Annotated in this window: 25 protein-coding genes and 1 pseudogene; 6 read left to right on the top strand and 20 right to left on the bottom strand. The window is 62.9% G+C overall.

Annotated elements, in window-relative coordinates; all coding sequences use genetic code 11:
- Nucleotides 1-28: 28 nt before the first annotated feature.
- Complete coding sequence (locus ACT9T4_RS07425; protein ID WP_179539383.1) at nt 29-640, top strand: NAD(P)-dependent oxidoreductase; 612 nt, start codon at nt 29-31, stop codon at nt 638-640.
- Nucleotides 641-771: 131 nt separating this feature from the next.
- Here ACT9T4_RS07425 and ACT9T4_RS07420 read toward each other — a convergent pair whose 3' ends face one another.
- On the bottom strand, nt 772-2,070 hold the full coding sequence (locus tag ACT9T4_RS07420) for an Nramp family divalent metal transporter (protein ID WP_042555913.1): 1,299 nt from the start codon (nt 2,068-2,070) through the stop codon (nt 772-774).
- Between the two features lie 354 nt (nt 2,071-2,424).
- Between ACT9T4_RS07420 and ACT9T4_RS07415 the strand changes: the two genes are divergently transcribed.
- On the top strand, nt 2,425-3,375 hold the full coding sequence (locus ACT9T4_RS07415) for a 2-hydroxyacid dehydrogenase (RefSeq protein ID WP_499116274.1): 951 nt from the start codon (nt 2,425-2,427) through the stop codon (nt 3,373-3,375).
- Nucleotides 3,376-3,610: 235 nt separating this feature from the next.
- On the opposite strand, the gene ACT9T4_RS07410 is transcribed toward ACT9T4_RS07415, so the two are convergent.
- From ACT9T4_RS07410 to trpB, 3 genes are all read right to left on the bottom strand, one after another.
- Nucleotides 3,611-4,138 carry an REP-associated tyrosine transposase gene (locus tag ACT9T4_RS07410; protein WP_499116272.1) on the bottom strand — a complete coding sequence of 176 codons (528 nt, stop codon included), beginning with the start codon at nt 4,136-4,138 and terminating at the stop codon, nt 3,611-3,613.
- Nucleotides 4,139-4,271: 133 nt separating this feature from the next.
- Nucleotides 4,272-5,081 (bottom strand): tryptophan synthase subunit alpha, encoded by an 810-nt coding sequence (gene trpA / locus ACT9T4_RS07405; RefSeq protein WP_042555916.1) that lies wholly within the window; start codon nt 5,079-5,081, stop codon nt 4,272-4,274.
- On the bottom strand, nt 5,078-6,289 hold the full coding sequence (gene trpB / locus ACT9T4_RS07400) for a tryptophan synthase subunit beta (protein WP_042555917.1): 1,212 nt from the start codon (nt 6,287-6,289) through the stop codon (nt 5,078-5,080). Before trpB ends, trpA begins: the two co-directional genes overlap by 4 nt.
- Nucleotides 6,290-6,563: 274 nt before the next feature.
- Between trpB and ACT9T4_RS07395 the strand changes: the two genes are divergently transcribed.
- The 3 genes from ACT9T4_RS07395 to ACT9T4_RS07385 all read left to right on the top strand — a co-directional run bounded on the left by ACT9T4_RS07395 (nt 6,564) and on the right by ACT9T4_RS07385 (nt 8,718).
- The gene (locus ACT9T4_RS07395) at nt 6,564-7,232 is read left to right on the top strand and encodes a DUF3592 domain-containing protein (protein WP_042555918.1); all 669 of its coding nucleotides are present in this window, start codon (nt 6,564-6,566) and stop codon (nt 7,230-7,232) included.
- Nucleotide 7,233: 1 nt separating this feature from the next.
- Nucleotides 7,234-8,127 carry a LysR family transcriptional regulator gene (locus ACT9T4_RS07390; protein ID WP_499116269.1) on the top strand — a complete coding sequence of 298 codons (894 nt, stop codon included), beginning with the start codon at nt 7,234-7,236 and terminating at the stop codon, nt 8,125-8,127.
- A gap of 96 nt (nt 8,128-8,223) precedes the next feature.
- On the top strand, nt 8,224-8,718 hold the full coding sequence (locus ACT9T4_RS07385) for a DUF3060 domain-containing protein (protein ID WP_499116267.1): 495 nt from the start codon (nt 8,224-8,226) through the stop codon (nt 8,716-8,718).
- Nucleotides 8,719-8,762: 44 nt separating this feature from the next.
- Here ACT9T4_RS07385 and gloA read toward each other — a convergent pair whose 3' ends face one another.
- The 16 genes and pseudogenes from gloA to ACT9T4_RS07305 form a co-directional block, all read right to left on the bottom strand.
- Nucleotides 8,763-9,290 carry a lactoylglutathione lyase gene (gene gloA / locus ACT9T4_RS07380; RefSeq protein ID WP_499116265.1) on the bottom strand — a complete coding sequence of 176 codons (528 nt, stop codon included), beginning with the start codon at nt 9,288-9,290 and terminating at the stop codon, nt 8,763-8,765.
- Nucleotides 9,291-9,516: 226 nt separating this feature from the next.
- A complete protein-coding gene (locus ACT9T4_RS07375; RefSeq protein ID WP_499116264.1) occupies nt 9,517-9,975 on the bottom strand; it encodes a metallophosphoesterase family protein in 459 nt (152 codons plus the stop codon).
- Between the two features lie 176 nt (nt 9,976-10,151).
- Nucleotides 10,152-11,990: a dihydroxy-acid dehydratase gene (ilvD, locus tag ACT9T4_RS07370; protein ID WP_042555923.1), complete on the bottom strand. Its 1,839-nt coding sequence runs from the start codon at nt 11,988-11,990 to the stop codon at nt 10,152-10,154.
- 214 nt (nt 11,991-12,204) lie between these two features.
- Nucleotides 12,205-13,272, bottom strand: a complete 1,068-nt coding sequence (locus ACT9T4_RS07365; RefSeq protein ID WP_499116262.1) for a protein-glutamate methylesterase/protein-glutamine glutaminase — start codon at nt 13,270-13,272, stop codon at nt 12,205-12,207.
- Entirely contained in the window at nt 13,269-13,787 is a 519-nt protein-coding gene (locus ACT9T4_RS07360) for a chemotaxis protein CheD (RefSeq protein WP_042555925.1), read from the bottom strand. Before ACT9T4_RS07360 ends, ACT9T4_RS07365 begins: the two co-directional genes overlap by 4 nt.
- Entirely contained in the window at nt 13,780-14,601 is an 822-nt protein-coding gene (locus ACT9T4_RS07355; RefSeq protein WP_042555926.1) for a CheR family methyltransferase, read from the bottom strand. Before ACT9T4_RS07355 ends, ACT9T4_RS07360 begins: the two co-directional genes overlap by 8 nt.
- Nucleotide 14,602: 1 nt before the next feature.
- Complete coding sequence (locus tag ACT9T4_RS07350; RefSeq protein WP_042555927.1) at nt 14,603-15,130, bottom strand: chemotaxis protein CheW; 528 nt, start codon at nt 15,128-15,130, stop codon at nt 14,603-14,605.
- A gap of 3 nt (nt 15,131-15,133) precedes the next feature.
- Nucleotides 15,134-16,792: a methyl-accepting chemotaxis protein gene (locus ACT9T4_RS07345; RefSeq protein ID WP_042555928.1), complete on the bottom strand. Its 1,659-nt coding sequence runs from the start codon at nt 16,790-16,792 to the stop codon at nt 15,134-15,136.
- 37 nt (nt 16,793-16,829) lie between these two features.
- On the bottom strand, nt 16,830-17,342 hold the full coding sequence (locus ACT9T4_RS07340; protein ID WP_499116258.1) for a chemotaxis protein CheW: 513 nt from the start codon (nt 17,340-17,342) through the stop codon (nt 16,830-16,832).
- Nucleotides 17,339-19,510 (bottom strand): chemotaxis protein CheA, encoded by a 2,172-nt coding sequence (locus ACT9T4_RS07335; protein ID WP_042555930.1) that lies wholly within the window; start codon nt 19,508-19,510, stop codon nt 17,339-17,341. The genes ACT9T4_RS07340 and ACT9T4_RS07335 overlap by 4 nt, the downstream gene beginning before the upstream one ends.
- A 5-nt stretch (nt 19,511-19,515) precedes the next feature.
- Nucleotides 19,516-19,836 carry an STAS domain-containing protein gene (locus ACT9T4_RS07330; RefSeq protein ID WP_042555931.1) on the bottom strand — a complete coding sequence of 107 codons (321 nt, stop codon included), beginning with the start codon at nt 19,834-19,836 and terminating at the stop codon, nt 19,516-19,518.
- Nucleotides 19,833-20,201, bottom strand: a complete 369-nt coding sequence (locus tag ACT9T4_RS07325) for a response regulator (RefSeq protein ID WP_042555932.1) — start codon at nt 20,199-20,201, stop codon at nt 19,833-19,835. Before ACT9T4_RS07325 ends, ACT9T4_RS07330 begins: the two co-directional genes overlap by 4 nt.
- Before the next feature lie 9 nt (nt 20,202-20,210).
- A pseudogene (locus ACT9T4_RS07320) lies at nt 20,211-20,825 on the bottom strand (methyl-accepting chemotaxis protein); the annotation flags it as partial.
- 726 nt (nt 20,826-21,551) lie between these two features.
- Entirely contained in the window at nt 21,552-22,190 is a 639-nt protein-coding gene (locus ACT9T4_RS07315; RefSeq protein ID WP_042555934.1) for a response regulator, read from the bottom strand.
- Nucleotides 22,191-22,200: 10 nt separating this feature from the next.
- On the bottom strand, nt 22,201-22,926 hold the full coding sequence (locus ACT9T4_RS07310; protein WP_042555935.1) for a sensor histidine kinase: 726 nt from the start codon (nt 22,924-22,926) through the stop codon (nt 22,201-22,203).
- Between the two features lie 646 nt (nt 22,927-23,572).
- Nucleotides 23,573-24,769, bottom strand: coding sequence for a class I SAM-dependent rRNA methyltransferase (locus ACT9T4_RS07305; RefSeq protein ID WP_499116255.1), 1,197 nt, complete (start codon nt 24,767-24,769; stop codon nt 23,573-23,575).
- 286 nt (nt 24,770-25,055) lie between these two features.
- Between ACT9T4_RS07305 and ACT9T4_RS07300 the strand changes: the two genes are divergently transcribed.
- A complete protein-coding gene (locus ACT9T4_RS07300; protein WP_499116352.1) occupies nt 25,056-25,868 on the top strand; it encodes an HDOD domain-containing protein in 813 nt (270 codons plus the stop codon).
- The last annotated feature ends 34 nt before the right edge of the window (nt 25,869-25,902 follow it).

Genomic DNA, 25,902 nt, shown 5'->3' with positions numbered 1-25,902 from the left:
CTCATCAGCCGTCAAATCGGAGAATGCCATGAAGGTCGTCGTACTAGGTGTCAGCGGGCGTGCAGGTTCGCGTCTGCGTCATGAACTGCTGCAGCGTGGCCATCAGGTCACCGGTATCGCCCGTGATGTCAGTGCAGTGCCTGCGCAGGAAGGCCTGACCCTGGCCAGCGCTGACGTGGCCGATGTCCAGCGTCTGGTGCCGTTGCTCAAGGGCCATGACGCCGTCATCAGTTCCACCCGATTCGTCGGCAGCGATGCCGCCAGCCTGATCGAGGCCGTGGAAGCTGCAGGCGTGTCGCGTCTGCTCGTCGTGGGTGGTGCTGGGAGCCTGGAGGTGGCGCCGGGTGTCGCGTTGATCGACACGCCGGAATTCCCTGCGGCCTACAAGGATGAGGCGGGGGCCGGGCGTGATTTCCTCAACGTGCTGCGTGGCGAGAAAGAGCTCGACTGGACCTTCCTGTCGCCGTCGGCGCTGTTCGAGCCAGGCCAGCGCACAGGCAAATTCCGTATCGGCAAGGACAGCCTGCTGGTCGATGCACAAGGCAACAGCTCGATCTCCATGGAAGACTTCGCCATCGCACTGGTCGATGAGCTGGAGCAGCCAGAGCACTCGCGTCAGCGCTTCACCGTCGGCTACTGAGGCCGTTCCGAGCGGCAGGCCGAATAAAAAAACGCGGCTCAAGCACCTCCACATTCGGCAATAGTGGAGGTGACTTGGCCGCGTTGCAGGGCCTTGGCTTCATTCAAGGCAAGTTGCTAGGGAGTCCTGTATCAGGCCAGCAGTTGCATACCCAGCTGGATGGCCACCCAGACCGCCAGGATGGTGGCGGCGCCGAGCGCGATGTTCTCGAACCAGTTGTTGCAGTACTTGCCGAGCAGCTTCTTCTGGTTGGACATGATCAGCAGGCCCAGGGAGATCACTGGCAGGCCGACGATGTTCAAGGCGTTGACCGCAATGGTCAGGGTCACGAAGTCCGGCATGCCCGGCAGCGACCAGACCAGCGGGGTGATCAAGATGAACAGCAGGAACCACTTGTGCAGCGGGTCTTTGTGGAACGTGCTGCCATATTTCTCGCGACGCTTGGGCACGATGTGGTGCAGGGCATCGGTGATCAGCATCGGGAACGCGGTGGTCTTGCCGGCAACGCTGGCGAACAGTGTGGCGAACGCGCCGACGAAGAACAGGTACCAGCCGGTCGGGCCGAAGAACATCTGCAATGCCGTGCCCAGATCACCCAGGGTCTCGACCTGCAGGCCGTTCGGACGCAGAATTTCCGCACCCACCACCCAGATCGCCAGGTTGATGATGATGCCGACGAACACGGCGAACAGCAGATCGTTGCGCTGAATGCGCTTGTGTTCCGGGCCCGTCCAGCCTTTCTCCTTCATCACGTAGGGCAGCACGAAGTTGGCGATGGAGCCGGCTACCGCGCCGATCACCGATACGGCGACGATCAGTGCGCCATGCACGCCCTCATCCGGCGGAATGCTGAAGCCGATGGTGCCGGCAGCGATGCCGCCCCAATCCGGGCCAGCCATCAGTGCCAGGGCAATGAATGCCAGGGTCATCAGGCACAGCAGGCCCTTCATCACCCCTTCGATCAACGAGTAGATACTGCGCCCGACCAGCAGCCAGACCGCGATGGCGACGGCAACCGAGCACAGCAGTGGTGCATTCCAGCCGATCAGGGTGGCCAGTGCTTCACCGGCACCCTTGAGCATGTAGGCGTTGGTGAGGTGGCCCATCAGCAGGGCGTAGCCGAACATGAACCAGGCGAAGCTGGGGTGCAGTTGCGCATAACCCCCGAGGATGCTCATTCCCTGGTTATTGCACAGCTGGAAGCGCGCCATGATGTTGACGATGAGGAAGCGTAGGAGAAGGGAGACGGCCAGTACCCACATCATGGCGTAGCCATAGTTGGCGCCTGCCACCGAAGAGGTGATCAGGTCGCCGGCACCTAGCCAGGAGAGTACGGCGATGATGCCGGGGCCGAGCATTTTGAGTAGTTTGCCGAGGGTAGAGCCAGAACTGCTTTCAGCAGTCTTTTCGAGGACTTCAGTGCGGGCCATGCGTGGGCCTCCGATTATTTTTGTTGGAATGACACCAGCTGGGTATTACGACATCACACAACTTGTCCGAGTTCAAGAGTGCCCGAAATTTTTAGTATCATCCTGGTGGTAGCGCTATCTATTTTTTCTTAATTAAAAATCAATGATTTACGTTTGAATTGAGCAAATGTTACTGAATGTTTTCTGGCGATGGGCGGTCTTCTGACGTTGCCATATTGCGTTAGTCATAATACAACTGGGTGAAATCAAGCCATTCGCCGCACCTGGCCTCGTCGGAAAATTCCGGCTTTCAGGTGCCGCGTCACAGGCTCCAGAGGTCGAAAACGGCGCTCTACACGTTCAGAGGAGATACCGATGACTGCTTCAAATGCGCGTCCACAACTATTGATGATCGGGCCGTTATTGCCGAGTCTGGTGGAACGAATCGCCGAACAGTACGAGATCCACCGCTACTGGGAATTGGCCGATGCCGATGCCTGGGTTCGTGAGAATGGCGGGCGTATCGACGGTATCGCCACAAGCGGCGTATTCGGCGCCAAGGCCGAGCTGATCGAGGCCCTGCCCAACCTCAAGGCCATCATCAGTTTCGGTGTTGGATATGATTCGATCGACGTTGAAACGGCAAAGAAAAAAGGGGTAACGGTTACCAACACGCCTGGTGTTCTGGATAACTGCGTGGCCGATACCGCGGTGTCGATCCTGCTCGCGCTGGGCCGCCGAATCAGCGAGGCGGATCGTTTCGTGCGCAAGGGTGAGTGGGAGAAAGGGCGCTTCCCGCTCTCCGGCAGTATCGGCGGCAAGGTGTGCGGCATCGTCGGTATGGGCAACATCGGCCGGGCGATCGCCAAGCGGGTCGAAGCGTTCGGCATGACAGTGGCCTACCACAATCGCCGTCGCCGCGATGACGTCGACTATGCCTATCACGAGACCCTGGAAGGCCTGCTCGAAGCGGCCGACTACGCCGTGCTGGTGGTACCGGGTGGCAGCTCCACCGACAAGTTGATCGGTGCCGAGCAATTGCGTGCGCTGGGTCCGCAGGGCTATCTGGTGAATATTGCCCGTGGCACCGTGGTGGACGAACAGGCCCTGGTCGAAGCCCTGCAGAACGGCACCATCGCCGGTGCCGCTCTCGACGTGTTCGCCGAAGAACCCAAGGTACCTGCAGAGCTCCTGGCGCTGGACAACGTGGTGCTTACCCCGCATATCGGCAGCGGCACTCACGAGACCCGCCAGGCCATGGCCGACCTGTTCTTCGCCAACCTCGAAGGCGTATTCAAGCAGGGCAAGGCCGTTACCGAGGTTTGATCCCTGTCAGGAGACAGTGACCAGGCGGGCTGAGCGCAGTTCTCCTCAGGTAGGGTGGGCTTCAGCCCACCGGTCACCAATCAACCACTTGCCTTTTCATTCTCCGAATCCCCCGTCGAGCTCAGTCCCGCCAGCCCAATCCTGCGGGTGAATGCCCTGCATGACATAGCGGTGAAAACCAGAATAGCCTGGTAGGGTGGGCTTCAGCCCACCACAGCGAATCAAACGGCCAACCTCACTCTCCAAATGCTCCATCCCGATCACCCCCACCTGCCCAATCCGCTGGGAGAATCCCTTGTTCGACATAGCGGTGAAAACTCGAATATGGCCAGTCGCCAACCCTTTTCACCAAGCCGTGCCTGACCGGGTTGTAATGGATGTAATCAACATGCCTTGCCAGATCATCGGCGTCACGAATTCGATGCTCCCAGAATCGACGCTGCCAGATTCCCTTTTCACGTTTCCGTACTTTGCTGGCGCTCACATCAGGAGAAGCCGGCAGGCCTCTTGAAAACCCACTCTTGATCGAACTCCAACGTCGCGCATAGGCGTTATCACCCTCCGGCAACCTCCAGACTGCGTGCAGATGATCTGGAAGCACGCAGATGGCAATGGTCTGGAAAGGCATGTAACTGGCTGTCGTACCGTAAGCACGGCGCAACAGTTGAATGGCATCGGTCAGCACAGTCGATCGGCGATTCGCCAGGGTCACGGTGAAGAAATAGGTGCCGCCCGGCATCCATTCGCGGCGGTAATTGGACATATGGCAATCCTTTGCCTGATGTTTTGGAGGGTGGAGCTGGTGGGCTGAAGCCCACCCTACGTCAGTACGTCACTGAGGTTTCATGTGCAGCCGGTGGGCCGCAGCCCACCGTACACGAGACGAAAGCTGATCCTTAGCGGCGTGCGCCGCGTACGCCTTCGGCCAGTTGGCTGCACAGCTCGAGCACGCCGTCGATGGCCTGCTGGTCGTTGTCGGCCTTGGCGATCTGGTCGATCAGTGCCGAGCCGACCACCACGCCGTCGGCCAGACGGGCGATGGTCGCCGCGTGTTCCGGGGTGCGGATGCCGAAGCCGATGCTGATCGGCAGGTCGGTATGACGGCGCAGGCGGGTGACCGCTTCCTGTACGTGCTCCAGGGTCGCCGAGCCGGCACCGGTAACGCCAGCCACGGAGACGTAGTAGACGAAGCCCGAGCTGCCGTTGAGTACCGTGGGCAGGCGCTTGTCGTCGGTGGTCGGGGTGGTCAGGCGGATGAAATCGATACCCGCAGCCTGAGCCGGGTCGCACAGGTCGGCGTTATGTTCCGGTGGCAGATCGACCACGATCAGGCCATCGACGCCGGCTTCCTTGGCATCGACGATGAAACGCTCCACGCCATACTTGTGGATCGGGTTGAAGTAACCCATCAGCACCAGCGGCGTGGCCTGTTCGGTTTCGCGGAATTCACGAACCAGTTGCAGTGTCTTGGCCAGGTTCTGCTTGGCTTCCAGGGCGCGGATGTTGGCGAGCTGGATCGCCGGGCCGTCGGCCATCGGATCGGTGAACGGCATGCCCAGTTCGATCACATCGGCGCCGGCCTTCGGCAAGCCCTTGAGAATCGCCAGGGAAGCATCGTAGTTCGGGTCGCCGGCGGTAACGAAGGTCACCAGGGCGGCGCGGTTCTGTTGTTTCAGCTCGGCGAAGCGCGTCTGCAGGCGGCTCATATGTGTTCTTCCTGTTCGTCGAAGTGGTGCATGACGGTCTGCATGTCTTTGTCGCCGCGGCCCGAAAGGTTGACCACCATCAGGTGATCCTTGGGCAGCGTTGGCGCGCGCTTGAATACTTCAGCCAGGGCGTGGGACGACTCCAGAGCCGGGATGATGCCCTCCAGGCGGCAGCACTGGTGGAAGGCGGCAAGGGCCTCCTTGTCGGTGATCGAGGTGTACTCGACGCGGCCGATGTCGAACAACCAGGCGTGCTCCGGGCCGATGCCCGGGTAGTCGAGGCCGGCGGAAATCGAGTGGGCGTCGATGATCTGGCCATCGTCGTCCTGCAGCAGGAAGGTGCGGTTGCCGTGCAGCACGCCGGGTACGCCGCCATTCAGGCTGGCGGCGTGCTTGCCGGTTTCCACGCCATGACCGGCCGCTTCGACGCCGATGATCTGTACCGACTGATCATCGAGGAAGGGGTGGAACAGGCCCATGGCGTTGGAGCCGCCACCGATGCAGGCGACCAGGCTGTCCGGCAGGCGGCCTTCCTGGGCTTGCAGTTGGTCACGGGTTTCCTTGCCGATGACGGCCTGGAAGTCGCGCACCATCGCCGGGTAAGGGTGTGGGCCGGCCACGGTGCCGATGATGTAGAAGGTGCTGTCGACGTTGGTCACCCAGTCGCGCAGGGCTTCGTTCATCGCATCCTTCAGGGTACCGGTGCCGGCGGTGACCGGAATCACTTCGGCGCCGAGCAGTTTCATGCGGAAGACGTTGGCCTGCTGGCGGTCGATGTCGGTGGTGCCCATGTAGATCACGCACTGCAGGCCGAAGCGCGCAGCCACGGTGGCGGTAGCCACGCCATGCATGCCGGCGCCGGTCTCGGCGATGATGCGCTGCTTGCCCATGCGCTTGGCCAGCAGGATCTGGCCGATGCAGTTGTTGATCTTGTGCGCGCCGGTGTGATTGAGCTCTTCGCGTTTGAGATAGATCTTCGCGCCGCCGCAATGCTCGGTCAGGCGCTCGGCGTAGTACAGCGGGCTCGGGCGGCCGACGTAGTCGCGCTGGAAATAGGCCAGCTCCTTGGCGAACTCGGGATCTTCCTTGGCCTTTTCGTATTCGGCGGCCAGGTCATGGATCAGCGGCATCAGCGTCTCGGCGACGTACTGCCCGCCAAAGCTACCGAACAAGCCGGTGGCGTCTGGGCCGTTGCGTAATGAAGTCATGGGGTTCTCCTGTGAATTCGGAGGCCGCGAGCGACCTGCTTGCCAAGCGGTGTTGGCGTCGATGGTGGCCAGACTAACCCTGCGGCGCCGGTCGGAAAAGCGATTAGTTTTAACGGATAGGTGATTAAAAATCACCTATCATCAGTTACTTCGTAGCGGGTCGAGCCTGCGAAGCATTGCAACTGTGGAAGCTTGAAAGCCCAACCATTGGCGTCCTGAGCGAGTTGGTCGATGATCGTTCAGCTATGAATTTTATGCACAGGTCGGAGGCAGGATGAAAACAGCATGGTTATGGCTGTTCCCAGGTATCGGCGCGCTGCTGCTGGCGGTTGCCATCGGCATTCAGGTCTCGCGCATCAGCGGCGAGGCGCAGATGATGCGCGTCGAAGGCTCCATCGTGGATGTCGAGGACGGCTGCCCGACGGTGTCCTTCACCACGCTCGATGGCACGCTGGGCGAGTATCACAGCAGCACCTGCAGTACGCCGCCGTCGTTCGACATCGGTGAACGCGTGGCGGTGTATTACGACCCGCAGGAGCCTGAGCGCGCGCGTATCGACAGCTTCGAGCAGAACTGGATCGGTAGCCTGATCGTCGGTGGCATCGGCGCGGTCTTTCTGGCGATTGGTCTGTTGTTCGTGCTGCCGCCGCTGTTCGCCAAGCGCCGCGCCGCCGAGTTGCGGGTCAGCGGCACAGCGGTGCAGGCCGAGTTGGTGGATGTCGAGCTCAATGGCTCGCTGAGCATCAACGGCCGCAACCCGTACCGCATCGTCGCCCAGTGGCTGAACCCGCAAACCAACAAGCTGCATGTGTTTCGCAGTGAAAACCTGTGGTTCGATCCGGGCCCCTACATCAGCGAGTCGCTGGTCACCGTGATGATCGACCCGAGCAACCCCAGGCGCTACAGCATGGACACCCGTTTTCTGCCTGAGCTGGTGGACTGAGATGGCCCAGGATCTGCCGTCGCTCAACGCCCTGCATGCCTTCGAGGCCGCCGCGCGGTTGGGCAGCGTCAGCCGTGCGGCGGTTGAGCTGCACGTCACTCATGGTGCGGTGAGCCGGCAGATCCGCACGCTGGAAGAGCAGCTTGGCGTGGCGCTGTTCACCAAGGACGGGCGGGGCTTGAAGCTGACCGACGCAGGCATACGCCTGCGTGATGTCAGCGGCGAGACGTTCACCCGCCTGCGGCAGGTGTGTGGCGAGCTTCGCCAGCGGGAAGTCGATACACCTTTCGTGCTCGGCTGCCCGGGCAGCCTGCTGGCGCGCTGGTTCATTCCGCGTCTGGACCGGCTCAACGGGGCCTTGCCCGAGCTGCGGCTGCAGCTGTCCACCAGCCAGGGGGAGCTCGACCCGCGCAGCCCTCAGGTGGATGCCACCCTGCTCTACGCCGAACCGCCGTGGCCTGCGGACATGCGCGTATTCGAGCTGGCGCGCGAATCCATCGGGCCGGTGATAAGTCCGCGCCACCCACGGTTCTCGGAACTGAGCCAGACTGCTCCCGAGACGTTGCTGCAGGAGGCGTTGCTGCATACCACCTCGCGCCCCCAGGCTTGGCCGCAGTGGCTGGCGGCGATGAACCTGCAGCCTGCGGACATGCGCCTGGGGCAGGGTTTCGAGCACCTGTATTACCTGCTCGAGGCTGCGTCGGCGGGCCTTGGCGTGGCCATCGCGCCGCTGCAACTGGTGGCGGACGATCTCGCTGCAGGGCGGCTGGTCGCGCCCTGGGGCTTCGTGCAAACCGAGGCGCAGCTGTCGCTCTGGGTACCGCAACGGCGTAGCGGTCAGCGCGCCGAGAGGCTTGCCGATTGGTTGAGAGCGGCGTTGCAAACCGCGAATTGAGTCGCATGCAGCGGAGAACCTTCTTTCCTGGGCATCTGTCATAGCATCGGCCCTCAGACGTCTTCCGGGCCATCACTGACAGAGAGGGATGTGCCCATGAACAAGACGCTGATGGCAGGTTTGCTGCTGGCCGGCACAGCTACGCTGGCCCAGGCGGAGCCGCTGAATATCGAGGGGATCGGCCTGTCGCGAGACGTATCCTGCAAAGGCCAGGACGTGAACATTACCGGCAATGCCAACGTCATTCACCTGAGCGGTGAGTGTGGCGCCGTGCTGGTCTACGGCTCGGAGCACAAGGTCACGCTGGATACGGCCAAGTCGCTTACGGTATCGGGTGCCGAACACAAGGTGATCGCCGAGCGCGTCAATGCATTGAGCGTCGACACCAGCAACAACCAGGTTCGCACGGCGATCATCGCGGGCGAGCAACCGGCAGTGGTCACGGTAGAAGGTGCCGAGCACGAACTGGATCTGCAGTTCGAAGGCCAGGCCAAGCTGAACGTTACTGGCGTCAGTCAGCAGGTGCGCTGGAGCGGTGATGAGCCGGAGGTGCAGTTGGGAGGCATCGACAACAAGGTCGAGCGCAAGTAGGCGGGGCGGCCGCCCCGCCGGTCAACAGCGGGGCGCCACGTCAATCAATCCACTTCGGTGAACTGGATGATTTCCACCCAGTAGCCGTCCGGGTCCTTGATGAAGGCGATGTTGCTCATGCGCCCGTCGGTCAGGCGCTTCTGGAAGTCCACGCTCAGGTCTTCGAAGCGCTGGCAAGCCGCCTTGATATCCGGCACTGCCACGCACAGGTGACCGAAGCCGCGCGGGTCACTGTTGCCGCTGTGGTAGGAAAACTCCGGGTCCTTCTCGGTGCCGTAGTTGTAGGTCAGCTCCAGTACGCCCGGGATGGACTTGCGCCATTGATGGCGTGCTGCCCGGTCGGCCGGGATCTGCGACTTGTCGGCGATCAACGCGAGGAAGTACAGGCTGAACTCGGCATCCGGGAAGTCCTTTTTCTCCAGCAGGGTGAAACCCAGCACACGGGTATAGAAATCCAGGGATTTCTGCAGATCCTTCACGCGGATCATGGTGTGGTTGTAGACGAAATCCGCCGTGGCGACGTCAGGCTTGCCGGTTACGCCGGGAAGGGTGTTGAGTTCATCGAGGGTCATGGGGACTCCATCAAGTGAGTGGACGAATCGAAAAAATCTGTATTCATACAGATGGCTTCGAAAGGCGTGTTTTTCAAGGTCGTTGCCTCGGCAGGACGTCTTTGTGGCGATAGCAGCCGTTCGTAGTCGGGGGCCAATTGGTGGGCTAAAGCCCACCCTACGGCTAGATGCGCGGCTGTAGGGTGGGCTTTAGCCCACCAAATCGAAGGCCCGCTATCGCCTTGCATCAGACCTCCAGCGTAATCAGTTCGAACCGCACCGTGTCACCGTCGATACGCAGCAGGGCCACGCTGATCGGCAGCTTGAAGCGTCGTGGGCCGGCGCTGCCCGGGTTCAGGTAGAGCACGCCGTCGCGCTCGTCATGCAGCGGCTTGTGCGAGTGCCCGGCGATCGCCACGTCGATACCTTCGGCCTTGGGGTCGATAGCCAGCTTCTTGAGATCATGCAGCACATACAGACTGATCGCGCCGAAGCGCAGGGTCAGGCTTTCCGGGATGGCATCGGCCCAGGCATCACTGTCGTTGTTGCCGCGCACCACCGACAGCGGCGCGATGCGTTCGAGCTCAGCAAGGATCTGCGGCCCGCCGATATCGCCCGCGTGGATCAGGTGGTCGACGCCTTGCAGCGCTGCCAGTGCCTGGGGTCTCAACAGGCCGTGGGTGTCGGCGATCAGGCCAATCTTCATGCGTCCTCCAGGCTATAACTGTAGGAGCCGGCTTGCCGGCGATCCGTTCCGTGCAAAAACGCCGCCTTGGGTCGAGTGACGCGACAGCCGGGGCGCCACGTGAGGCGTCGCTGTCTGCATCGCCAAAAACGGAAAACCCGGCACAAGGCCGGGTTTCCATGTGCCGCGCGAGGGGATCAGCCGTCCAGCAACGCCTTGTTGCGCACCGCGCCCTTGTCGGCGCTGGTGGCGAGCAGGGCGTAGGCCTTCAGTGCGGTGGTCACCTTGCGGGGACGTTGTTCGACCGGTTTCCAGCCCTTCTTGTCCTGCTCATGACGGCGGTGGGCGATTTCCTCATCGCTGACCAGCAGGTTGATTGAGCGGTTCGGAATGTCGATCAGCACCTTGTCGCCATCGCGTACCAGGCCGATGGCGCCGCCGGCAGCCGCTTCCGGCGAAGCGTGGCCGATGGACAGGCCGGATGTACCGCCGGAGAAGCGGCCATCGGTGAGCAGTGCACACGCCTTGCCCAGACCCTTGGATTTCAGGTACGAGGTCGGGTAGAGCATTTCCTGCATGCCCGGGCCGCCTTTCGGGCCTTCGTAGCGGATGATGACGATGTCGCCAGCCTGCACTTCGTCGGCAAGGATGCCGCGCACGGCGCTGTCCTGGCTTTCGAAGATCTTCGCGTTGCCTTCGAAGACGTGGATCGACTCGTCCACACCGGCGGTTTTCACCACGCAGCCGTCCAGGGCGATGTTGCCATAGAGCACGGCCAGGCCGCCTTCTTGCGAGTAGGCGTGTTCGACACTGCGGATGCAGCCGTTTTCACGGTCGTCATCGAGGGTTTCCCAGCGGGTCGACTGGCTGAATGCGGTTTGCGTCGGAATACCGGCCGGGCCGGCCTTGAAGAAGTGGTGCACCGCTTCGTCGTCGGTCTGGGTGATGTCCCATTTGGCGATGGCTTCTTCCATGCTGCGGCTGTGCACGGTCGGCAGGTCGGTGTGCAGCAGGCCGCCACGGGCCAGCGAACCGAGGATCGAGAAGATCCCGCCAGCGCGGTGCACGTCTTCCATGTGGTACTTCTGAATGTTCGGCGCGACCTTGCACAGTTGCGGCACGTGACGGGACAGGCGGTCGATATCGCGCAGGTCGAAATCGATCTCGGCTTCCTGAGCCGCGGCCAGCAAATGCAGGATGGTGTTGGTGGAACCGCCCATGGCGATGTCCAGGGTCATGGCGTTCTCGAACGCCTTGAAGTTGGCGATGTTGCGCGGCAGCACTGAGTCGTCGTTCTCGCCGTAGTAGCGTTTGCACAGCTCGACGATGGTACGGCCAGCCTGCAGGAACAGCTGTTCGCGGTCGCTGTGGGTGGCCAGGGTCGAACCGTTGCCCGGCAGGGCCAGGCCCAAGGCCTCGGTCAGGCAGTTCATCGAGTTGGCGGTGAACATGCCGGAGCACGAACCGCAGGTCGGACAGGCGCTGCGCTCGTACTCGGCGACCTTCTCGTCGGAGGCGCTGGAGTCGGCGGCGATGACCATGGCGTCGACCAGATCCAGGCCGTGGCTGGCCAGTTTGGTCTTGCCCGCCTCCATGGGACCGCCGGAAACGAAGATCACCGGAACGTTGAGGCGCAGGGCGGCCATCAGCATGCCGGGGGTGATCTTGTCGCAGTTGGAGATGCACACGATGGCGTCGGCGCAGTGAGCGTTGACCATGTACTCCACGGAGTCGGCGATGATCTCGCGGCTCGGCAGCGAATAGAGCATGCCGTCGTGGCCCATGGCGATGCCGTCGTCGACGGCGATGGTGTTGAATTCCTTGGCCACGCCGCCGGCTTTCTCGATCTCGCGGGCGACCAGTTGGCCCAGGTCCTTCAGGTGCACGTGGCCGGGCACGAACTGGGTGAAGGAGTTGGCGATGGCGATGATCGGTTTCTTGAAGTCTTCGTCCTTCATCCCGGTGGCGCGCCACAGTGCACGGGCGCCGGCCATGTTGCGGCCGTGGGTGGAGGTCTTCGAGCGGTAATCAGGCATGACGGATTCCTGCGGCTAATCAGGTAGGCATTGATAGGTGGGTGAGCGGATCAGCGGCAGATGACCGCGAAGTAAGATGGCATGGCGCACGACGGGATCTCCGTCTGCCTGCCTGGGCTCACAGCCCGCCGAAGGGTGGATGGCGGGGAATGCCCTGATTCTACGCCGCACGGGGCGGGCGAGGAAAGGCTGGTGGCTGCCGGCCGTCCCTGCACTAACCGCGCAGGATGGCAGCGGGGATCTGCTCCAACGAGATTTCGCGGCTCACGGCGCCCAGTTTCATGGCCTCTCTGGGCATGCCGTAGACCACGCAACTCGCTTCGTCCTGGCCAAGGGTGAGGGCACCGGCCTCGTGCATCTCGCGCAGGCCGCGGGCACCGTCGTCACCCATGCCGGTCATGATGATACCGGTGGCGTTGGCGCCTGCTGCACGGGCCGTGGAGCGGAACAGGACGTCCACCGAGGGCTTGTGACGGCTGACCGGTGGGCCATCGACCACTTCCACCTGGTACTGGGCACCGCTGCGCTTGAGCAGCAGGTGGCGGCCACCGGGGGCGATCAGGGCGCGGCCTGGCAGTACCCGATCGCCATGCCGCGCCTCCAGAACCTCCAGTTCGCAGAGGCCATTGAGGCGTTCGGCGAAGGCGGCGGTGAAACGTTCGGGCATGTGCTGGACGATCACCAGTGCGGGACACACCCGCGGCAGGCGCGTGAGGATGTACTCCAGTGCCTGGGTGCCACCGGTGGACGTGCCGATGGCCACGACACGTTCGGTGGTGCGCGCCATGGCGCCCTGGCCCGGCGGCAGGATGACGTCGGCGCTGAGCTTGCCCTGCACGGGCGCGGCGGGTACTGCCTTGTTCTTCGCCAGGCTGCGGACGTTGGCGCGCGCTGCGGCCTTCACCGCATTGACCAGATCGTCGCTGGCATTGACCAGAAACTTGCTGAGGCTGGCCTGGGGTTTGGTGACGATGCTCACCGCGCCGGCGGCGAGCGCCTGCATGGTCGTGGCGGCGCCCTTCTCGGTGAGCGTGGAGCAGATGACGACGGGCGTGGGGCGCTCGCTCATCAGCTTCCTGAGAAAGGTGATGCCGTCCATGCGCGGCATTTCCACGTCCAGCACGATCACGTCGGGCCACTCGCGCTGCATCTTGTCGAGGGCGAACAGCGGATCGGCGGCCGTCCCGATGACCTGGATCGCCGGGTCGCTGGCCAGCACCGAGGACAGCACCTGGCGCACCACGGCGGAGTCGTCGACGATCATGACTTTTATCGGTTTCATGCGTATTGCTCTCCAGAGGGGCGACCGGAGATCGCGGTCGGCGCCGTCTGCTTCAGGGCCAGATGGCCGCTCCAGATGTCGAAGATCAGGTTGCGATGCCCGACTCCGCCTACGTGTTCGCCATGGCAACTGAGCTTCTTCTCGGTGATTAGACGCCTGGCCATGTCAACGTTCTGTAGGCCCACGTGCCGGCGGTTGCCATTCATGAGCGCGGGAAACATATGCCCACCACCGAAGATGCGTGCCTGATAGTCGGCCAGCCGCGTGCCGCTCAGCCCGATGGCGTCGCACAGCAGGCTCATGACTTCGTCGCCGTAACGACCGTCCGGGTGGGCGGTCGGGCGCCCGCGCGTCGGCAGCATGAAATGGCACATGCCGCCCAGGCGCGCATGGGGGTGCCAGAGCACCATCGAGACGCAGGAGCCAAGCAGGGTTCGCACACGGGTATAGGGGCCGCCGAAATGATAGTCGCCGGGCTGCAGGTAGACCTCGGCGATGGAGGGGGTCTTAGTCATCGGGCTTGCGATAGATCGAAGGTTTGACGACCTTGAGCGTGTCGTTGACGCCGTTCAGGCTCTCCGAGTGACTGATGAAGAAGTGACCGCCCGGGCGCAGGTGCTTGACCAGGCGACCGACCACCTGACGTTTGGTGTCGGCGTCGAAGTAGATCATCACGTTGCGCAGGAAGATCACGTCGAACAGCCCCAGGTCCGGTAGTGCGCTGTTCAGGTTGATCTGCTCGAAGCGGATGCGCTGGCGCAGTGACGGGACGATCATCATGCGTCCCTGGTTGTCGTCGACGCCGCGCAGGCAGTACTTCACCAGCAGATGCCGGGGGATGTTCCGGCTGTCCTCGAGGTCGTAAACGCCGCTGCGGGCCTGGGCCAGGATGCGCTGGCTGATATCCGAGGCAAGAATTTCCCAGGGCCTCTCACCGAGCCGTTCGGCCAGCAGCAGCGCTAGCGTGTAAGGCTCTTCGCCGCTGGAGCAGGCGCCACTCCAGACGCGCAGCGGTCGCCCGCTGGGAATGGCACCGGGTTTGTGCAGCAGCTCGCGCAGGAAGTCGAAGTGCTTGGGTTCGCGGAAGAAGTAGGTCTCGTTGGTGGTCAGCAGGTCCACGCAGGTCTGCAGCTCCGCGGCATCCTTGCCCAGACGTTTGAAGTAGTCACCGTAGCTGGCCATGCCGAAGGTGCGCAGGCGCTTGTTGAGGCGCCCGGCTACCAGCGGCTTCTTCGCGTCGGAAAGGTGGATGCCGGCAATCTCGTGGATCAATTGACGGAACTGGCCGAACTCCCGGTCGGAGAGGGCGCTGTGGGTGCTCTCGTGCATGTCAGGCTCGAGCGCCGTCGAGACCATGCCGTTCGGCCTGGTCCAGTGCCACGAGCTCTTGCGCGGAAATGATCCGGCTGATGTCGAGCATCACCACCAGCCGCTCATCCAGCTTGCCCATGCCACGAATGAAATCGGTACGGATGCTGCCTCCGAAGCTGGGCGTCGGTTCGATCTGCTCGGCGCTCAGTTCACGGACCTCGTTGACGGCGTCCACCACCATGCCGATCACCTGGGTGCTGGTCTGGTTGAGTATCTCCAGAATCACGATGCAGGTTCTCGGGCCGATGGCCGTGGCCCGGCCGCCGAAGCGCTGGCCGAGATCCATCACCGGCACCACCGCGCCGCGCAGGTTGATCACGCCAAGAATGCTTGGCGGCATCATCGGCACCGTGGTCAGCCGGCCGTACTCGATGATCTCCCGTACGGCACGGATTTCCACCGCGAACAGTTCCTGAGCCAGGGTGAAGGTCAGGTACTGGCCCGACACTGCGGTAGCGTCGTCGAGCAGCCGGGTATCGGAGCTCATGGCTTACTCCTGAAAGCGCACGTAACCGGCCGGCAGGCCTGTGCCATGGCCTTGCTGGCCCTCGTCTTCACGCAGCTGGCGTGTGCCGCCGTTGCCGCGGTTGGTCTGTGGCCTGTTGCGTGGTGGATTGACGGTGGTGATGCGCTCGCCACTGCCGCTGAGGCGGAAGAAGTCCATCAGTTGCTGCAGCTGTTCGGCCTGGCCGCTCATTTCCTCGGCGGTGGCGGCGAGCTCCTCGGAAGCCGAGGCATTCTGCTGGGTCAGTTCGCTGAGCTGGTTCATCGCCGTGCTGATCTGGCTGACGCCACTGCTCTGCTCGTCGGAGGCCGCCGCGATTTCCTGCACCAGGTCGGAGGTCTTGGCGATGGACGGGACGATCTCGTCGAGCAGGGTGCCAGCACGTTCGGCCAGGGCCACGCTGTTCTTGGCGACTTCGCCGATTTCCTGGGCCGCCACCTGGCTGCGCTCGGCCAGCTTGCGTACTTCCGCGGCGACCACCGCGAAGCCCTTGCCGTGCTCGCCGGCCCGGGCCGCCTCGATGGCGGCGTTGAGGGCCAGCAGGTTGGTCTGGTAGGCGATGTCGTCGACGATGCCGATCTTGTCGGCGATGGTCTTCATGGCTCGCACGGTGTCCTTGACCGCCTGGCCGCCTTCGCCCGCTTCGTTGGAGGCTTTGCTGGCCATGCCGTCGGTGACCCGGGCGTTCTCGGTGTTCTGCGAAATGGAGGCGGACATCTGCTCCATCGACGCACTGGTTTCCTCCACCGAAGCCGCCTGTTCGGAAGCCGCCTGGCTCATGCTCTGGGCGGTCGAGGAAATCTCCTCGGAGGCGCTGGACAGCGAGTCGGCGGAGCCGCGTACCTCGGCGATGATCTGCGTGAGCTTCTCGCTCATGTTGCCCATCGACTTCAGCAACTGGCCGGTCTCGTCGCGAGCGGTGCTATCGAGTTTCACGCGCAAGTCGCCTTCGGCCAGCAGGTTGGCGGCTTCCACCGCGCGGCTGAGCGGGCGGGTGATGCTGCGGCTGATCAGCAGGCCGAGCACGACACCGATCAGCAGGCCACCGATGATGACGCCGATCATGATGTCGCGGCTGGCTTCGTAGAGCTCGGTGGTCTGATCGTTGGCATCGCTGGCGTTGGTCTCCTTGATGCGCGAGAGCTCGGAGAAGATGCTGTCGATCTTGTCGCCGTATGCACGTGTCTGGGTCAGCTGCCGCTGCAGTTCGGGGTTCTCCGCGTACAAGGCTTGATTGGCCGCCGTTTGCAGCGTCTGATCCATGCTGCTCTGGTAGTCCTTCCAGACCGAGTCGGCCTCTCGGAAAAGCTCCATGGAGCGCTCGCTGGCGAACTGCAGACGGGCCTCATCGATCAGTTTTCGCGCAGTTTCGCTGTAATTGGTGATATCGGCGCGAATCCGATCACGATCCTGTTGAGTGGTCGCGAGAAGGAAGTTGGCGCGGGCTCGGCCAATGTAGATGAGGTTGATGTTGGCATCCTTGATCTTGGAGAGGCCTACCAGTTCCCTGGAGTACATCCTGTCCGCCAGGTCGTTCATGGTCGAGGTGTTGGACAGGCCGACTAGGCCGACTATGGCACTGATTCCCGCGACCAGGACGAACGCGACGATGAGCCGGGTACCGATCTTGAAGTTGCTGAGCATGCTGGAGATCCTTTCGAATGGAGAGTCGCGGGTGAGATCAAGGCCGTACGGTTCTGCCGACGTCGCTGGTGGTGGAGGTGCCAAGTGTTTCCAGATCGAGTACCTGATCGAGTGCCAGGAGCGTGACGAAGCGATCGTCCAGGCGAACGACACCGGTGATGAATTCGCTGCGCAGATGGCTGCCGAAAGCCGGTGCCGGCTGGATCTCGTGCGGGCTGATCTCACGCACTGCGCTGACTGCATCGACCAGCACGCCGAGAGGCTGCGGACGATCCTCGTCGGGTACGTCGAGAATGACGATGCAGGTGCGTTTGCCGAGCGTCGTACGCTCGCCGCTGAAGCGCGCCAGCAGATCGATCACCGGCACCACGGCACCGCGCAGGTTGGTCGCGCCGCGCACCGTGGCCGGCATGCGCGGCACCGGAGTGAAGCGGGTGTACTCGAGGATCTCACGTACGCTCAGGGTATCGACGGCGTAGTGCTCGCCGGCCAGGATGAAGGTCAGGTACTGGTGTGCGGTGGACTCGTGCCCAAGCGTTGCCATGTTCATGCTTCGAGCCTCGCCCGACGCGGGGCTTCCGGGGTGCTGGTGAGTTGGGTGAGCAGGCTGGGAATGTCGAGGATCAAGGCCACCGCGCCGTCACCGAGAATGGTGAAGCCGCCGAGGCCCGGGCAGCTGGAGAACACCTTGCCCGGTGGCTTGATGACCGTCTGGAATTCGCCGAGCAACTGATCGACCACCAGCCCGGCGCGCAGACCTGCCTGTTGCACCACCACCACGCTCTCGCGCCGTGGCGCCGGGCTGTCGTCCTCGAACAGCTCGCGCAGGCGGACGATGGGCAACATCTGCCCGCGCAGTTCGAGATGCCCGCGTTCCAGCAGGGTGTCGGCCTGCAGCTCGATGCATTCCTCCACCAGCTCCAGCGGAATCACGTAGCCGGCCTGGCCGACGCTGACCAGGAAGCCGTCGATGATCGCCAGGGTCAGGGGCAGGCGGATACGGATGCGCGTGCCCTGGCCGAGGCTGCTGTCCAGCTCGATGGTGCCGCGCAGGGCGGCGATGTTGCGCTTGACCACGTCCATGCCGACGCCGCGTCCGGACAGGTTGCTGACCTGCTCGGCGGTGGAGAAGCCGGGCTCGAAGATCAGCGCGAAGATTTCCTTCTCGGTCAGCGTCTGGCCCTCGCCGACCAGGCCGCGTTCACGGGCTTTGGCGAGGATGCGCTGTGAGTCGAGGCCGCCGCCGTCGTCGCTGACCTCGAGGATGATGCTGCCGGCATCGTGGTAGGCGTTCAGCGAGACGTTGCCCTGGGCGGGCTTGCCCCGTGCCAGGCGCGTGTCGACCGGTTCGATGCCATGATCCATGGCGTTGCGTACCAGGTGCGTCAGCGGGTCGGTGATGCGCTCGACCACGGTCTTGTCGAGCTCGGTCTCGCCGCCGCTGATGGACAGGGCGATGTCCTTGCCGAGCTCGCCGGACACGTCGCGCACCACGCGCTGGAAGCGGTTGAAGGTGCTGCCGATCTGCACCATGCGCAGCGGCAGTGCCGAGTCGCGGACTTCTTCCACCAGTCGCGAAAGCAGCTCGGTGGCTTCGAGCATTTCCGGGTGGCCGCAGTTCTGCGCGGTCATGCGCGCGCCGGCACCGGCGATGATCAGTTCACCCACCAGGTCGATCAGGCGATCCAGCTTGCCGGCATCGACGCGGATCAGGCTGTTCTCGTTGCTGCGGTTTTCCTTGATCTGCTGCTGTTTCTGCAGCGCGGCGGCGATCACCGGTGGTTGCACCAGGCTCTCTTCCACCAGCACCCGGCCGATCGGACGCGGCTCGTCGCGCTCCTGGCCCTGCACCTGGGCGTGCAGCACGTCCTGCAGTTCGCTGGCGGTCAGGGTGCCGCAACGCATGAGGATTTCGCCCAGACGCATGTCTTCTTCGGGCAGGGCGCGGATCAGCTCCAGGTACTCGTCCGACTTGCTGTTGGGCGGCAGGATGCGGATCAGGCTGTCTTCACGGACGAACTCGAAGGCACCGTCGATGGTGGCCTTGTCGGCGTCACTGGCGAAGGCGACCTCGAAACCCAGGTAGCAGGTTTCCGGGTCCATCTCGGCGGCTGCGGGGATGCGATCGAGCAGCGGAACGATGCTGATGATGCGGCCGAAGGTATTCAAGTAGCGGAACAGACCCAGCGGGTCCATGCCGTTGCGCAGGGTGTCGGGGCCGAACCGCAGGGACAGGTGCCAGTGGTCGGCACCAACGCCCGGACCATGGCCGCGTTCGATACGTGTGGCGGCGGCCGGCACGCGTCCGGCGTCCGCTGCGGGGGCCAGGTAATGAGTGAGACGCTCACCCAGTTGCTCGTGCAGCGCCTGGGTATCGGGGTCCATGCACTGCAGGTCGGTGCCGCCGTCGACCAGCGCGACCAGGCGCGCCAGGTGGTCGCCCACCTGCAGGAAGAGGGCGGTCATCTCCTTGTCGAAGTGCAGCTCGCCAGTGCGCACCCGGTCCAACACGCTTTCGGCGATATGGGTGAAGGCGACGATCACGTCGAGGCCGAACAACCCTGCCGAACCCTTGATGGTGTGGGCGGCACGAAAGATCGCGTTGATGGTGTCGGCATCGCCCGGGCTGTTTTCCAGCTGCAGCAGGGCTTCTTCCATCTGCTGCAACAGCTCCTGGCTTTCGGCGATGAAGATCTGCAGCACTTCGTCCATGTTCATGGTGACTACTCGCTCGCCGGCTTGATCAGGATGGGGTCGCCGAAAAAGGTGCCGAGCCCGCTCAGCTCGAAGGCTTCGATCACGGCCGGGCTGTGGTTGGTCAGGCGCAGGTCGCAGCTCATCCGCGTGGCTTCCTGCTTGGCCAGAATCAGCAACTGCAGGCCTGCGCAATCGAGTTCATCCACCGCCCCGAGGTCGAGTTCCACTTCGGTACCCGGGGCCAGTACCTGAGTCAGCAGCTCCATGTGCTCGGCCGCGCTGTAGATGGTCAGGCCACCCTCCAGTGGCAGGATGCGGTAGAGGTTCTCTGCCGACGCGGTGTTCATGGCAGGATCAGCTTGGACACGGCAGTGAGCATTTGCGCCGGCTGGAAGGGCTTGACCACCCAGGCCTTGGCACCCGCTGCGCGTCCTTCCTCCTTCTTCGCTTCGCCCGCCTCGGTGGTGAGCATGATCACCGGGGTGAATTTGTAGGCGGGCATCTGCTTGACCTGTTTGACGAAGGTGATGCCGTCCATGTTCGGCATGTTCACGTCACTGATGATCAGGTGCACCTTGCGGCCATCGAGCTTGCTCAGGGCATCCTTGCCGTCACAGCCCTCGATGACCTGATAGCCGGCCCCACGGAGCGTAATGCTGACGACCTGACGGATGGAGGTGGAGTCGTCGACGATGAGTACGGTCTTGCTCATGGGGGAACCTCAGAAAAACGTGATTTCAGAATCGTTGCGCCTGGCGGAGCTGTCACCGCGATGCACGTCGTGCTGCTCGGGTGTGGTGTAGGTCTGGGCCAGCTCGCGCAGCCAGCGCTCGACATCCAGCGGCGCCGGGCTCAGGCCCTGGCGACGCTGGGCGTTGCGTTCGTGGAGGTAGGCGAGCAGTTTTTCCTGGTCACCGGCGATGTGGCCGAGCATCTGGCTGGTGCGGTCCTGGAATTGCAGCGCCACCAGTACTTCGGCGATGTCCTGGGCGACGGCTTCGCTCTGTGCGCGCATCGTTTCGTTGTGATTGACGATGTCGGTGGCGTTCTGGTTGAAGCGGTTGATCACCCCGGCAATGACTTCACTGGCCTTGTTCAGGGTGGCGGTGTCGGTCTTGGTGTATTCCTGGGAAATGCTCAGGGTCTTGTGGATGGCGTCGTTGACGATCACCACGGTCTCGCCGATGCGTTGCCCGGTGGCCCCCGACATCGACGAGAGCTTGCGCACTTCGTCGGCGACCACGGCGAAGCCGCGTCCGCTTTCGCCCGCGCGAGCCGCTTCGATGGCTGCGTTGAGGGCCAGCAGGTTGGTCTGTTTGGCGATGTTGGCGACATCCTGCGCCATGTCCTGCAACTGCTCGGTGAAGGTGGAAAGCTGCATGACTTCCTTGAGCAGCGATTCCTTGCTGGCCAGTGCTTCGCGCAGGGCCAGGACGATCATGTCCAACTCGTATTCACAGGTCGACAACAGCGCCACCAGGCGTTTGCCCGCCTCACGCTCCGTGCTGCCGCCAAGGCTGTTCTGGATGCGCGTGGCCAACAGGGCAAAGCGCTCGCTGAGGGCGCTGATGGATTCTTCGGTGTGGCTGCGCGCGGTCTCGATCTGCTGTGACCAGAGCGGCAGGGTCTGCTCGCAGAGGCGATCGAGATTGTCGGCGTGGGCCGCGCCGGGCGCGTCCGGCTCCGCGTCGATGGATTGCAGCGAGGCCTGCGTCGAGGTTTGCTTGCGTAGCACCAGGATCGCCACGGTGCCAAGCACGATCAGGCCACACAGCACGGGGAGCGTGCCCAGTATGCCCTGGCCGACCAGCAGTACGGCGGCGATGCCGGCAACCAGAATCAGCGACGGGGCAATCAGGTGAGAGGTTCTATCTTGCACGTCATCGCTCCGCGGTGGACTGGACTCATGTCTCCACGGAACGGGTATCGGGCGGGGGCTTCCTACGCGGTGACCAGTCATTCCTTTGGACGTCCGCAGCATGCATTAAGCATCCAAGCAGGCGGCATCGGGTATTGCTGATTTATCGGTGTGCATAAATACCGATAAAGACTAGGGATATTCTTATCTGTATTCGGACTCGATGAGGCTGGAGGCGAACTTGATCAGGTCGGCATTGCTGGAGAAGCTCATCTTCTCCATCAGATTGATCTTATGAGTACTGACCGTCTTGTTGCTGATCATCAGCTGTTCGGCGATGTGATTCACGCTCAGCCCGCCGGCGAGTAACCGCATGATCTGGAACTCGCGATTGGTCAGGCTGTCGAGCCCGTTGCGGGTGCTTGGCTTGAGGCTGCTGAGGGCGATCGGCTCCATCAGGTCGGGATCGATGTAGCGGGCGCCGCCGCTGACCTTTCTGACCGCATCAATGAGGGCTTCCGGTGACTGGCTCTTGGTCAGGTAGCCAGCTGCCCCGCAGCGCAGCACGCGCATGGCGACGTGCGGGTCGCTGTGCATGCTCAGCACCAGAATCGGCAGGGTCGGGTACTGGTGGTTGATCCGGGCGATCAGCGCCTCTCCGCTCAGGCCGGGCATGCTGATGTCGAGCAGCAGCAGATCCACCGGGGTGACGCGCAGTCGTTCGAGGGCCTGCGGGCCATCGGCCGCTTCTGCGGCGATGTGGATGTCGTTGTAGAGCTCGAACAGGCGTTTCAGCCCTTCGCGCATGATCATGTGGTCGTCGGCGATCATCAGATTGATCATGGAGGGGTCCTTAAGAGCGGGGTTTTACCGGGAAAATCGCCTGCACGATGGTGCCTTGGCCGGGGTGGCTGAAAATGATCACCGGCCCGCCCAGGCGCTTGCCGCGTTCGCGCATGCCGGACAATCCGGTGGAGTCCGGCAAGGTATCGCTGAGGGTGAAGCCGCAGCCGTCGTCGGAAATTTCCAGCACGTAATCGTTGTCGCGCCGTTCGAGACTGACCGCCGCCCAACTGGCATTGGCGTGGCGCAGGATATTGGTCAGCGATTCCTGCACGATGCGGTACAGGTGCGAAGCCTGGTCGGGGGCGAGGTCGATCGGTGTGGAGGGCAGGCTGCAGCGACAGGTGATTCCAGACAGTTGCCGGAACTCCTCGGCGAGGGTCTGCAGGGTGTTTTCGAGGTCCTCTTGCAAGCGTCCGATGGGGCCGCCGAACTGGACATCGCGTATGGCATCGATGGCACTGTGGGAAATGTTGATCAGGTGAAGAATCTGCTCGCTCAGGTCGGGGCGTTCCCGGCTCAGGTGGATGCGCAGCACGCCGAGCCCATGCTGCAGGGCGGTCAACTGCTGACCCAGCTCGTCATGCAGTTCGCGGGCGATCCGCTTGCGTTCCTGGGCTCTGGCCATGGCATACAGCTTGGCCTGGCGTTTGCGGCGGCGGGCGGCATCGGTGTCCTCGTTCTGCTGTGTCCTGCCTTGGCTGCATCGTTTGGAGAGCATCGTTGCGTCGTTCACGTTGGCTCTTCTCTCTTCTTATGACGGGGTACCGGGTTCTGCCACCGGAGCGTATGCGACGTGGTCGAGTGGAGCGGTAGTGCTGGCAAAAGATGCAGCGAGCGATACACGCAAGAACGAGGTGCGCTTGCCAGCGATCAACCCGTCGTGAGTATTGCTGAGGTGCGACCGCCTCGCTGCGTGAGGTCGGGCCGTACCGGAAACGGGGATCACTGTCGCCCCCGAGGGCTCGGGGTTGCGCTGGCTCGCTGCTTTGCCTGCCAGTCAGTCAGGGGCCGACTCGTCAGCGGTAGTTGCTGGCGCACCGGTGACCACTGCATGCCGAAGGTGGGGCGAGTGCGGTGACTATCAGGCGCCTGGCGCTGCGCGAAGAGGGGTAGATCATCGGAGTCTGAATTCTGTGCTGATGAGGACTTAGCATATCGTCCACGCCGTTGGTGGTGACAGAAGAAGATGCATCATCATGCGAGGCCCGGGTTTCAGGCCTGCCCAGCAAAGACCGCGCTCGACCCCAAGGGTTCGGCGATGCCCGGCAATCCATCATCGATAATAGGCAATGTGCAACAAATGTCGGCGATAAATCGTTTTCTTGCCGTGTTTGCAGGTGCCTGCCAGCGACCGGCGTCGACTGGCAGGCAACGGCCCGTCAGCTGTTGGGCAGCAACCGGCAGGTGAGGCTCTTGATGTAGCGGGTTTCGCCGATGGCCGGATGCACCGGATGGTCGGGGCCCTGGCCGCCACGTTCGAGCAGCTGGATATTGCGATCGAGGTGGCGTGCACTGGTCAGCAGGATGTTCTGCAGGTTGTCTTCCTCCAGGTGCATCGAGCAACTGGCGCTGACCAGAATGCCGTCCTTGTTGAGCAGGCGCATGGCGGTTTCGTTGAGGCGACGGTAGGCAGCCTCGCCGTTCTTGATGTCCTTCTTGCGCTTGATGAAGGCGGGCGGGTCGGCGATGACCACGTCGAAACGTTCTTCGGCGGACTTGAGTTCGCGCAGCGCATCGAATACGTCACCCTCCACGCAGGTCATCTTCTCGGCGAAGCCGTTGAGCGTGGCGTTACGCTCGACACCGTCGAGGGCGAAGGCCGAGGCGTCCACGCAGAACACTTCACTGGCGCCGAACGCCGCGGCCTGCACGCCCCAGCCACCGATGTAGCTGAACAGGTCGAGTACCCGCTTGCCCTGCACGTAAGGCGCCAGGCGGGCACGGTTCATGCGGTGGTCGTAGAACCAGCCGGTTTTCTGGCCTTCGATCACCGGTGCTTGGAACTTGACGCCGTTCTCTTCCAGCGCGACCCATTGCGGCACCACACCGAATGCGGTGTCCACATAGCGCTCGAGGCCCTCGGCGTCGCGGGCGGCGGAGTCGTTCTTGAGCAGGATGCCGCTGGGCTTGATCACCTGAATCAGTGCCGCCAGTACGTCGTCCTTGTGGCGTTCCATGGTCGCGGAGGCCAGTTGCACCACCAGAATGTCGAAGAAACGGTCGACTACCAGGCCCGGTAACAGGTCGGAGTCGCCGTACACCAGGCGATAGCAGGGTGTGTCGAACAGCCGCTCGCGCAGGCTCAGGGCCACGTTGATGCGATGCACCAACAGGGATTTGTCCAGCACGTGCTTGACGTCACGGGACAGCAGGCGTGCGCAGATCAGGTTGTTCGGGCTGAGAGCGACGATGCCCAGCGGCTTGCCTCCGGCGGCTTCGAGAATCGCCTGATCGCCGGCCTCGAAGGCGTTGAGCGGTGTGACGGCAACATCGATTTCGTTGCTGTAGACCCACAGATGGCCGGCGCGCAGGCGTCGGTCGGCGTTGGCTTTCAGGCGCAGGCTGGGCAGGGACATGGTGGGCTCCGTCGAGAAAAACGCGCATTCTAAACGAGCGGCCCGCTGGGCGCTTGGTGACAGTCGAAAAAGCCGGCCGCCGGTCCAATGTCCGTGAGTCCGGCGCTTGGTTCAGCGGCCTGGATTGGACGTGAGGCGATGACCGGTAAATTTACTCTGTAACCGTCGGGTAAAAGTCATCTGCCACAGGGTAAACTGTGCGCTCCATCACCTTTCATGCCCCGCATCCCCCATGGAAAAAGAACTCTCCGCCGAGCAGATCCAGACGTTTCTGCAGGGCATCAGCGTGCCGCCGCAACCGCAGATCATGGTTGACCTGCAGTTCGAGCAATACATGCCCAGTCCGGACCTCAAGGCCATTGCGCGGCTGATCAGCCAGGATCCGGGGCTTTCCGGTGCCTTGCTGAAGATCGTCAATTCGCCGTATTTCGGCCTGGCCAACCGCATCGGCTCGATCCAGCGGGCGGTCAACCTGCTGGGCAGCCGCTCGGTGATCAACATGGTCAACGCGCTGTCGATCCGTGGCGAGATGAGCGACGACACCATCGTCACCCTCAACCGCTTCTGGGACACCGCCCAGGATGTGGCCATGACCTGTCTGACCCTGGCCAAGCGCATCGGTTACGAGTCCGTGGACGAGGCCTATACCCTTGGCCTGTTCCACAACTGCGGCATCCCGCTGATGCTCAAGCGCTTTCCCGATTACATTACGGTGCTCGAGGAGTCCTACGCCAGCGCCAGTGCCGAGCGGCGCATCGTCGATACCGAGAACCGCGTACTCAACACCAATCATGCGGTGGTCGGCTACTACACGGCAAAATCCTGGAACCTGCCCCTTCATCTGTGCGATGCCATCGCCAATCATCACAATGCCCTGGCCATCTTCGCCGATGAAAACGACCGTGACGCGCAACTGAAGAACCTGCTGGCGATCCTCAAGATGGCCGAGCACATCTGCCGCAGTTATCAGGTGTTGGGCAACCAGAGCGAGGATCACGAGTGGCAGAGCATCGAGCCGCTGATCCTCGATTATGTCGGGCTCTCCAACTATGACTTCGAGAGCCTGCGCGAGAGCATTCGCGACCTCGGCGCCGCCTGACCCGCGCCCTCCTCGACGGTTGACGCCACGACCT

This window comes from Pseudomonas sp. SZ40 (genome assembly GCF_052958135.1).
This window is presented reverse-complemented; position numbering and strand designations above follow the sequence as displayed.

What these genes read in the sequence shown, in the direction of transcription:
- ACT9T4_RS07390 (WP_499116269.1), top strand. Translation starts at nt 7,234, where the DNA reads ATGGCCCAGGATCTGCCGTCGCTCAACGCCCTGCATGCCTTCGAGGCC.
- ACT9T4_RS07375 (WP_499116264.1), bottom strand. Translation starts at nt 9,975, where the DNA reads ATGAAGATTGGCCTGATCGCCGACACCCACGGCCTGTTGAGACCCCAG.
- trpA (WP_042555916.1), bottom strand. Translation starts at nt 5,081, where the DNA reads ATGAGCCGCCTGCAGACGCGCTTCGCCGAGCTGAAACAACAGAACCGC.
- ACT9T4_RS07315 (WP_042555934.1), bottom strand. Translation starts at nt 22,190, where the DNA reads ATGATCAATCTGATGATCGCCGACGACCACATGATCATGCGCGAAGGG.
- ACT9T4_RS07355 (WP_042555926.1), bottom strand. Translation starts at nt 14,601, where the DNA reads ATGCACGAGAGCACCCACAGCGCCCTCTCCGACCGGGAGTTCGGCCAG.
- ilvD (WP_042555923.1), bottom strand. Translation starts at nt 11,990, where the DNA reads ATGCCTGATTACCGCTCGAAGACCTCCACCCACGGCCGCAACATGGCC.
- ACT9T4_RS07410 (WP_499116272.1), bottom strand. Translation starts at nt 4,138, where the DNA reads ATGTCCAATTACCGCCGCGAATGGATGCCGGGCGGCACCTATTTCTTC.
- ACT9T4_RS07415 (WP_499116274.1), top strand. Translation starts at nt 2,425, where the DNA reads ATGACTGCTTCAAATGCGCGTCCACAACTATTGATGATCGGGCCGTTA.
- ACT9T4_RS07305 (WP_499116255.1), bottom strand. Translation starts at nt 24,769, where the DNA reads ATGTCCCTGCCCAGCCTGCGCCTGAAAGCCAACGCCGACCGACGCCTG.
- ACT9T4_RS07350 (WP_042555927.1), bottom strand. Translation starts at nt 15,130, where the DNA reads ATGAGCTCCGATACCCGGCTGCTCGACGACGCTACCGCAGTGTCGGGC.
- ACT9T4_RS07330 (WP_042555931.1), bottom strand. Translation starts at nt 19,836, where the DNA reads ATGAACACCGCGTCGGCAGAGAACCTCTACCGCATCCTGCCACTGGAG.
- ACT9T4_RS07345 (WP_042555928.1), bottom strand. Translation starts at nt 16,792, where the DNA reads ATGCTCAGCAACTTCAAGATCGGTACCCGGCTCATCGTCGCGTTCGTC.
- ACT9T4_RS07360 (WP_042555925.1), bottom strand. Translation starts at nt 13,787, where the DNA reads ATGACTAAGACCCCCTCCATCGCCGAGGTCTACCTGCAGCCCGGCGAC.
- ACT9T4_RS07425 (WP_179539383.1), top strand. Translation starts at nt 29, where the DNA reads ATGAAGGTCGTCGTACTAGGTGTCAGCGGGCGTGCAGGTTCGCGTCTG.
- ACT9T4_RS07385 (WP_499116267.1), top strand. Translation starts at nt 8,224, where the DNA reads ATGAACAAGACGCTGATGGCAGGTTTGCTGCTGGCCGGCACAGCTACG.
- trpB (WP_042555917.1), bottom strand. Translation starts at nt 6,289, where the DNA reads ATGACTTCATTACGCAACGGCCCAGACGCCACCGGCTTGTTCGGTAGC.
- ACT9T4_RS07420 (WP_042555913.1), bottom strand. Translation starts at nt 2,070, where the DNA reads ATGGCCCGCACTGAAGTCCTCGAAAAGACTGCTGAAAGCAGTTCTGGC.
- ACT9T4_RS07335 (WP_042555930.1), bottom strand. Translation starts at nt 19,510, where the DNA reads ATGAACATGGACGAAGTGCTGCAGATCTTCATCGCCGAAAGCCAGGAG.
- gloA (WP_499116265.1), bottom strand. Translation starts at nt 9,290, where the DNA reads ATGACCCTCGATGAACTCAACACCCTTCCCGGCGTAACCGGCAAGCCT.
- ACT9T4_RS07325 (WP_042555932.1), bottom strand. Translation starts at nt 20,201, where the DNA reads ATGAGCAAGACCGTACTCATCGTCGACGACTCCACCTCCATCCGTCAG.
- ACT9T4_RS07395 (WP_042555918.1), top strand. Translation starts at nt 6,564, where the DNA reads ATGAAAACAGCATGGTTATGGCTGTTCCCAGGTATCGGCGCGCTGCTG.
- ACT9T4_RS07365 (WP_499116262.1), bottom strand. Translation starts at nt 13,272, where the DNA reads ATGAAACCGATAAAAGTCATGATCGTCGACGACTCCGCCGTGGTGCGC.
- ACT9T4_RS07340 (WP_499116258.1), bottom strand. Translation starts at nt 17,342, where the DNA reads ATGAACATGGCAACGCTTGGGCACGAGTCCACCGCACACCAGTACCTG.